Here is an 8166-nt window from a genome sequence, read left to right on the forward strand (position 1 = left end):
TTTTAAATCTCCTTTACTAAATGAGATATTGATCTAGCCGTATTGTACTGCCAATTCCCCGAGTGTATAATTCTTTTTATTGCGATATTTTCATTTTTAAGGGCTGAATTGTTTACTGAGTTTGTGTCCAATGCATATTTTGCAAAATATTTGTTATAAACCTCTTTATCATATATGTACGCTGCATTTCCTATTTTACTAAACTCAATTACTACAAAATTGCCAAAATCTAAAAATAATTGTCCTTTACTTCTAACTAAATAAAAATCACCTATAAGTTCGATATAACTATGCCAAAAACTGAATCTAACATCCTCATTAAAAAATTCTTTCATTGTTTTTGTAGTTAACCACTTTTGGAATTTGGCTTTTCCTTGTTCAGAGACTTTATCCCAATAGTGCTTAAAAAAGTGATTTTTATGTGTATCAAACAAATTATAAATATACTCTAATACACCAGTATAAAAGTTATTGTAATCAACTTTATGTAAATAATTAGCTGTAAATTCACTCATTTCTTCTCTACTTAATTTATTAATAATCCCTAGTAAATAGCTTTCATCTGTGTTTATATAATCATATTGATTACAATATAAGTAGAATGCTTTTTTGCAATCTATAACTAATTTAGAATTCTCATTAAAATTAAAAGTTTTTATAAAATCTTCAAACTTTATATTCAATCTAAAAAATGAACTTAACATAGATTTTATAATATCTCCACCTTCAAGGTAGTATAATAATGTCTTAGCAGTTCCTTTAGGAACACTTAAATGAATATCTGCGTTCTCTTTATTAAGAAATTCAGCAAAAAAATTATTGAACTCACTATTTGTATAATTTTGTTGAAAGCTATTATAATATATCTTCATTAATGATTTTCTATGTCTAAGACGTAGAATCTTAAATATTTTTTTTATATCAATTTTAAATTCATTTCTAGAAATATAATAAGCTAATAAATACAAAACGTTATTTTTAAGTTTATATGATAATCTATCCAATTCATGGTCTGATGTGGAAACAATTTTGTTTATCAATTTCAATAAATACTCTTCATTATTATTATCTTTAGATATTACTTCCTTAATTGTCTTATGTTTTTCTTCAACCATAACTCTAGCTTCTATAGTTTTAACTGGTATATATCTAAATGTATTAATCTCCATTATTAACACCTTCTAATATATTTTTCATTTCATCTATCATTTCATCATCTTTAAGTCTAAATTTAAACTCTACTCTTCTTGATCTATCCATATCCACATTTCCATTTTTATCAAATATGGGATTGCTAAATGACCTTCCATTAGCAGTAAGAATTCTCCTTAACTCTTCCTTGTTGTCAGAAAAAGAACATCCCTCCTCACCTAAAATATATTTTGTGACTTCAAATGCCCTTTCTTGTGAAAGACTTAAATTATACATATAAGTACCGTTTGTATCAGTATGACCCTCTATTATAATTTCAGATATATAGTCTCTATTTTTCTCGTTTAATAATACTCCAAAATATAATGGAATAAATTCATTTAAGTACTTTTTACCACTTTCCTTTAATGATGATTCACTTGAATCAAAAAACACTCCACTACTAAATGTAATAGCTCCAGTCTGTGGATCTATGTCAATTTTTAATTTAGAGTTTTTAAATTCATCTCTTAAAGCATTAATTATTTGTTTCCTTACTCCAATAATGCTATTAATTTTCTCTTTTTGAGTCATTAATTCTTTTCCCTGAACTTCGAGTACTTGAGATTGCTTTTCTAATTTAAATGAAGTATCGTTAAAATTAAATATACTTACAGTAAGAAAAAGTATAAACATAAGTAAAAGACTAGACATCATATCAGAGTAAGATATCCAGTAGTCTGTTGTAGATTCTTCATCATGTTGGTTTGGTAGATCTTTATCATCGTACAAATTCACTCACCTCTTTAGGCAGTTTCTTTAGCCTTATCTTCAATCTTAGCTTTTTTAATAACTTCTTCTATTGTTATACTAATTAGTTGTAAAGAATTAGTCATGTTATCTGAAGCTGTCCTTATTAGTGATGGTACTTCGTCAACAGTATCTTGAACTTCACTTATTGTACCACTTAATCTTCTTGTTATGTTAGCAAGATTATCATCAAAGTCTTTAAATGTAGCTTCTAAGCCTTTATGAAGATTTTCAACAAATATATCGGTGGAATCTTTAAATTCATTATTTATTTTTTCAAATACTTGAGATGTTGTATCCCAATCATCTTCAAGCTTCTGAATTTGCTCATTAATATTTTTAAAATATGTATCATTTCTTAAGTCAAATAATTCTTGTTTATTTTCTAAATCTTTTGATATTTGATTGCTATGATTTATTAATTCCTTCATGTCACCTATTACATCTTTCATTAAATTTAAGCTCTCATCCATGTCATTATTAGCTTCTATTAACCTATCAAAGTATTGAGAAAATTTGATTATTACTTCTTCAGAACTTACATTGATTTCCTGTTGATTTTTTGTAGTCTCTTCAATTTCATTTATTAATTCTTCTAAACTATCTTTAGTTTTAATCTGCCATTCACACAGTATTTGTATGGTATTAGCCAGATTATCAAATTGACCATTAAGGGATTCATTCATCGACTCAATAAACTTTTCAACAACTTTATTTAAGCTTTCTGTCTGATTAGATGTAGCTACATTGGCGAAGTTGTCAACAACTTGTGATATTGATTCTACTGCGGGTAAAATATTTCCTTCTAAAGATTTATTCATAGAATTACTTAACCCTGGAAGTAAGGTTTCATTTACTGTTTTATCAAAAGCTTTAGAGAATTCTAAAGATATATCAGTACTCATATGTTTAATTGCTTCTGTTTGTTCTTTTTGATAATTGCTGATATCATTTAGAAAAGAGAATTCATTATTGATTGGGAACTGCTCTGAAAAAGTATTATAAAAGTCATTTAACACTTTGAGATAATACTTATATTTCTGCCTATCTAGGCTAGACCACATAATTGATGAAATGATACCAACTATAGATGTTGAAAATGCTAATGACATACCACTTACTAGTTGATTTATACTATCAGTCATATATTCAGGATTTAATGTATTTAGTCCTGTAATTCCTTCTAATAGACCTAAAAAAGTACCTAAAATACCTAAAGCAGTTAATATACCAGGGATAATTTCTGCAATTTTTCTTCTCCCTGGTATATCAATAATATTAGTTCTATTAAAATAATAAGATATTTCATTCACGCTTCCACTTATTCTTGACTGTCTGATAGACTTAAAGTACTTTTCCCATATTTCTTGTAATAATTCATTGTTTTCAAATAAGTTTTTATTACTAAGAGCATTTAGTTTTTCATGAATGTCACCTTGTAAATCTTTAATGACATTCGTGAAATCCTCAATGTCTTTAATATTTTGCTTAACTAGCTTATGTGATTTCTTAAAATTATATACTGCTACAAAAATTATAAAACCACAGAATACATCGTTAAACGTTAGGTATACAACATTTGCAATAAAATCAACTGCTTTAATAAAGTTTTCAACAATCAGACTAAATATTCCAGTACTCATACTTTCACTCCTTAAAATTAAGCAATCTATCCTCGAATTATTTTACTTCTATATTTCTTAATTTTATTATTATATTCTACAATTGCTCAAAATAACCTTTGTATGATTTGGTATTATTTTGTCTTATTTTGTCGACTGTAAAAAAATTAAGTTCTATAGTTATCATAAATAAAAAGTTATTTGAGTTATAGTATCATATAAATTTTCTGACTTAATCTCTGATTCTTTTAATGCTTATACTGTATTTTTTATGTCAACTAATTCGTGTTTCATAACCTTTGTTTGTGCAGTTATTTATTTTCTGTACTTTACTATTAACTAAAATTACATCAGAGACGGTTCCTTTTGAATTGCATTTTCTTTGCCATACTATGCTCTATACCCCTGGTTGTTTAACTCATTAAATTCTATGGTCTCATATTGATAGCAAGTTTTATTTATGATTCTTAAAGCCTTTTTCTCAAGTTTTATTTCTGAATCATCTTGATGAAATAAGAACCCTCCTTATTGCATAGTATAGTTAGTTAGAACTTACAGGATATGTTGACCAATTATCTTGTCTAGCTTGCGTATATCAATGCCTTTTTTAAGGTTAAGTTTGAACTTCCCTGCTCTTGTCCATAATTCTATCTCTGCATTAAAATCTAAAATTCCATGTGCGTTTTCGCTTGAATACATAACAATTGATTTAAAAGGTATTGTATATACTTCTACCTTTTTGCCTGTAACACCTTGCTTATCCGCTACTATTATTCTCTTATTTGTTATAACAGCAACATCACGAATTGTTTTGTAGGCTACTTCTACAATTTCACCACCAATAAGTATTTCATTAATCTCAGTTGGTACTTCTGTCTCCTGAATAAACGTCCAATTCATAATTTCAGTTAAATCTGCCATTGTAAATCCCTCCATAATTTAATTTTTTTACATTAGTTAGATTATTAATACTTTTAAAGTTCGATGTGGCTTCTAAAAAATCCTTGTTTAATGATATTTGTTCCAATAAAAAAGCCATCTAGGATTATAATTTAGTTCTACATTTCCTAGATGGCTTGTTTCAATTATTGTTCAACTATCACTATTAAAAAAATTCTATTTTTTATATCTCTATATTTAATTGTTTTATATAATTTTTTCCACTCTACTTTATTATCTATTCTAACCGCACTTAGAAAATCCGCAGCTTCGGCAGATTACGCATCCACCTTCATGTTCTAGTCCGTTTCCGCATTCGGGGCATGTGCTCCCATTTGATTGAGGCTTCGTTTCTAGGCTTACTGAAATTTCACTACCTGCTGGTGAGCCATTATGAGGTACACAGCATGAAGTTGAAGCGTTTTTTGTCTCTGTTTCTATCTCCATGGCAATGTCATTTACAGATGGATGTTCGTCATCTACATAAGTATTCATAACTTTTTCGAGTGCTCTACCTATAGCATCAGGGCATGAAAGAACCTTAATATCTTTGTTAGTAGCTCTTTGGCGTAGAGTTGAATGACATCTTATGCCTTTTAATTGTTCAACTACTGATTTAACGTCCATACCAGATCTAAGTGCTATTGAAACTAATCTACTAGTTGCCTCACTTTGACTTGGGCAGCCTCCTGCTCTACCTACATTAGTAAACACTTCACATATTCCATTTTCATCGTAGTTAACAGTAATATATAGATTACCGCAGCCTATTCTAACCTTTTCTGTCATTCCTTGAGTAATTGCAGGTCTCATTCTAGGCTTTATTCCTTTATTGTCACTGTCTTGTTTTTCAATCTTCTTTGATTCTTCTTTTTTGGCTGTACTTAGTACTTGATCCTGTCTACTACCATCTCTATAAATAGTCACACCTTTACAACCAAGCTTATATGCTAGAGTGTATACTTCTTCTACATCCTCTTTAGTAGCTTCATGTGGAAAATTTACTGTCTTGGATACTGCATTGTCAACGTAATTTTGGAATGCAGCCTGCATCTTTATATGCCATATAGGTGAAATATCATGAGCTGTTACGAAAACTCTCTTTATATCTTCTGGAATTTCATCTATATGTGCTAATGTCCCTTCTACAGCTATTCTCTCCATTAATTCCTTTGAATAAAATCCTCTTTCTTTTGCTATTTCTTCAAAATATGGATGTACTTCTACAAGTTTATCGTTATCCATCACATTACGTACAAATGAAATTGCAAATAGTGGTTCTATACCGCTACTAGCCCCTGCTATGATACTTATTGTACCAGTTGGTGCAATTGTAGTAGTAGTAGAATTTCTTAGTTCTACGCCTTTTGTTTTAAAAATACTACTATCGTATGCTGGAAAAACTCCTCTTTGGATAGCTAATTCAGCTGACTTTTTCTTTGACCTATCATCTATAAATTTCATGATTTCTTTTGCTAATGCTACTGCTTCATCTGAATTATATGGTAATCCAAGGTAGAACAATATATCTGCAAAACCCATTATTCCTAAGCCAATTTTTCTAGTGGATTTTGTCATCTTATCTATTTCTTCTAGTGGATATTTATTCATGTCTATTACATTATCTAAAAAGTGTACTGCTTTATCTACAGTAGCTCCAAGCTTTTCATAATCTAACTCATATTTTGAGCCACTTTTCTTTATCATTTTAGCTAGATTAATTGAACCTAAATTGCATGATTCATAAGGTAGTAATGGCTGTTCTCCACAAGGATTTGTACTTTCCATTTCTCCTAGCCCTGGTGTTGGATTAGCTTTATTAATTCTATCTAAAAAAATTATTCCAGGTTCTCCATTGTTCCAAGCCATACTGACTATAGTATTAAATACTTCTTTTGCATTTAATGAACCAACTGGTTGCTTAGTATGTGGGTCTATTAGATCATAGTCTTCTCCCTTTTCTACAGCTTCCATAAACTTTTCAGTTATTCCAACACTTATGTTAAAGTTTGTGATTTCATTTGTATCTTGTTTGCAGCTAATAAACTCTATTATGTCTGGGTGGTCTATTCTGAGGATCCCCATATTAGCTCCTCTTCGTGTTCCACCTTGTTTTACCGCTTCAGTTGCTGCATTAAAAACCTTCATGAAGCTAATTGGGCCTGAAGCTACTCCTCCTGTTGATTTAACTGATGAGCCTCTAGCTCTTAGCCTTGTAAAGCTAAAGCCTGTACCCCCGCCACTTTTATGTATTAGTGCTGCATTCTTTATTGCATCAAATATGCCTTCCATAGAATCTTCAATAGGTAATACAAAACATGCTGATAATTGACCTAGTTCCCTGCCTGCATTCATAAGTGTTGGTGAATTTGGCATAAACTCTAAATTGGCCATCATGTCAAAAAAAGCATTTTCCATCTTTTCTGTATCTGCTTTTTTGTCATATATTTTATCTGCCTGAGCAATATGCTTTGCCACTCTTTTAAACATATCTTCAGGAGTTTCGATTACTTTGCCTTCTATGTTTTTTGTTAAATACCGTCTCTCTAAAACCTTAATTGCATTTTCGTTTAATAGCATTAAGACACCTCCGTGGACTACATTTAGTGTGAATATTTTATGTATGTACTAGATATTGTATCATCTCATGTTTTAAGTGTCAAAGCTAGTAAATCTTAATTTAGAAGAGAATTATGGACATATCTATATTTTTTCTAGCTATTTCACCAAATTTAATGATTTATAATAATAAAAATAACAGGACTAAAGTATTAATATGCGTTTGACCTACCATCGATTCTCCGATAAAAGCATTCGTAAAATCGGGTTAGGTCATAAAAAAAGGAGCCTTCGCTCCTATATTATTTCAAGAATATCTCTTAATGTTTCCTGTGCGTATTCGCCTTTCCTATATTTTCTCATGGTTACTATTATATTAGGCTGGTTGCCCTTAGATATTATTTCTGTTACCTTTTTAGGATGTTCAACAAAGCTCCCTAATTCTTTAAAGTCTTCATTATAAAAGACAAAGGTGGGTATCTTTACTATTCCATTCTGAGTATATTGGCTAAAAAAAGCTTCATTTCCTCCTTTTTTAACTATAGAAATTTTAATATTTGAATTATATTCTCTCATTTTTTCTAATACAGGTACATTTATCATACAGTCAGGACACCACATTTCCGCACATACAAGTGTATTTATAATCTTATCGATAGTTCTGATTTTTTCTATATACTCCTCTTCAAAATTTATTGAATTAAGGACCTCTAAAGTCTTATCTCTATAAGTACTTGTATCAGTGTTTACAAACTCATCAAATGACATACCAGCAGAAAACAGCTCAAGACCACTCACTTATATTCCCCCTTATAATAAATAAAAATTGTCCTGTTTAATTGTATTTCTGTTTTGCTTAAATTATAATACATATAATTATAAAATCAACTAGTATTATGTGGGACATGGGGAAATATTTCAAAAATAAAAAAGACCCAGCCTAAGACTAAGTCAATATTATTAATCCAGCGACGTCCTACTCTCCCAGGCGGTCTCCCACCAAGTACCATCAGCGCTGAAGGGCTTAACTTCTGTGTTCGGTATGGGAACAGGTGTGACCCCTTCGCTATTGTCACTGGATCTTTGCCCTAACTTAATAAGGCTT

At 30.1% G+C, this 8166-nt stretch carries 6 protein-coding genes and 1 rRNA gene; all 7 read right to left on the reverse strand.

Annotated features, from left to right (window positions below; translation table 11 throughout):
* Positions 1-2 precede the first annotated feature (2 nt).
* Positions 3-1169 (reverse strand): EH signature domain-containing protein, encoded by a 1167-nt coding sequence (locus tag ABV008_RS06520; protein ID WP_352419012.1) that lies wholly within the window; start codon positions 1167-1169, stop codon positions 3-5.
* Positions 1159-1923: an OmpA/MotB family protein gene (locus ABV008_RS06525; RefSeq protein ID WP_352419013.1), complete on the reverse strand. Its 765-nt coding sequence runs from the start codon at positions 1921-1923 to the stop codon at positions 1159-1161. Before ABV008_RS06525 ends, ABV008_RS06520 begins: the two co-directional genes overlap by 11 nt.
* Before the next feature lie 14 nt (positions 1924-1937).
* On the reverse strand, positions 1938-3584 hold the full coding sequence (locus tag ABV008_RS06530; RefSeq protein WP_352419014.1) for an anti-phage protein ZorA-like protein: 1647 nt from the start codon (positions 3582-3584) through the stop codon (positions 1938-1940).
* A 531-nt stretch (positions 3585-4115) separates the two neighbouring features.
* On the reverse strand, positions 4116-4484 hold the full coding sequence (locus tag ABV008_RS06535; protein WP_352419015.1) for a PH domain-containing protein: 369 nt from the start codon (positions 4482-4484) through the stop codon (positions 4116-4118).
* Between the two features lie 261 nt (positions 4485-4745).
* On the reverse strand, positions 4746-7082 hold the full coding sequence (locus ABV008_RS06540; RefSeq protein ID WP_352419016.1) for a vitamin B12-dependent ribonucleotide reductase: 2337 nt from the start codon (positions 7080-7082) through the stop codon (positions 4746-4748).
* Positions 7083-7358: 276 nt separating this feature from the next.
* Positions 7359-7859 carry a thioredoxin family protein gene (locus ABV008_RS06545; RefSeq protein ID WP_352419017.1) on the reverse strand — a complete coding sequence of 167 codons (501 nt, stop codon included), beginning with the start codon at positions 7857-7859 and terminating at the stop codon, positions 7359-7361.
* Between the two features lie 165 nt (positions 7860-8024).
* Positions 8025-8141 (reverse strand): 5S ribosomal RNA (gene rrf / locus ABV008_RS06550).
* Positions 8142-8166: the final 25 nt, after the last annotated feature.

Source organism: Proteiniborus sp. (genome assembly GCF_040308045.1).
GTDB lineage: Bacteria > Bacillota > Clostridia > Tissierellales > Proteiniboraceae > Proteiniborus.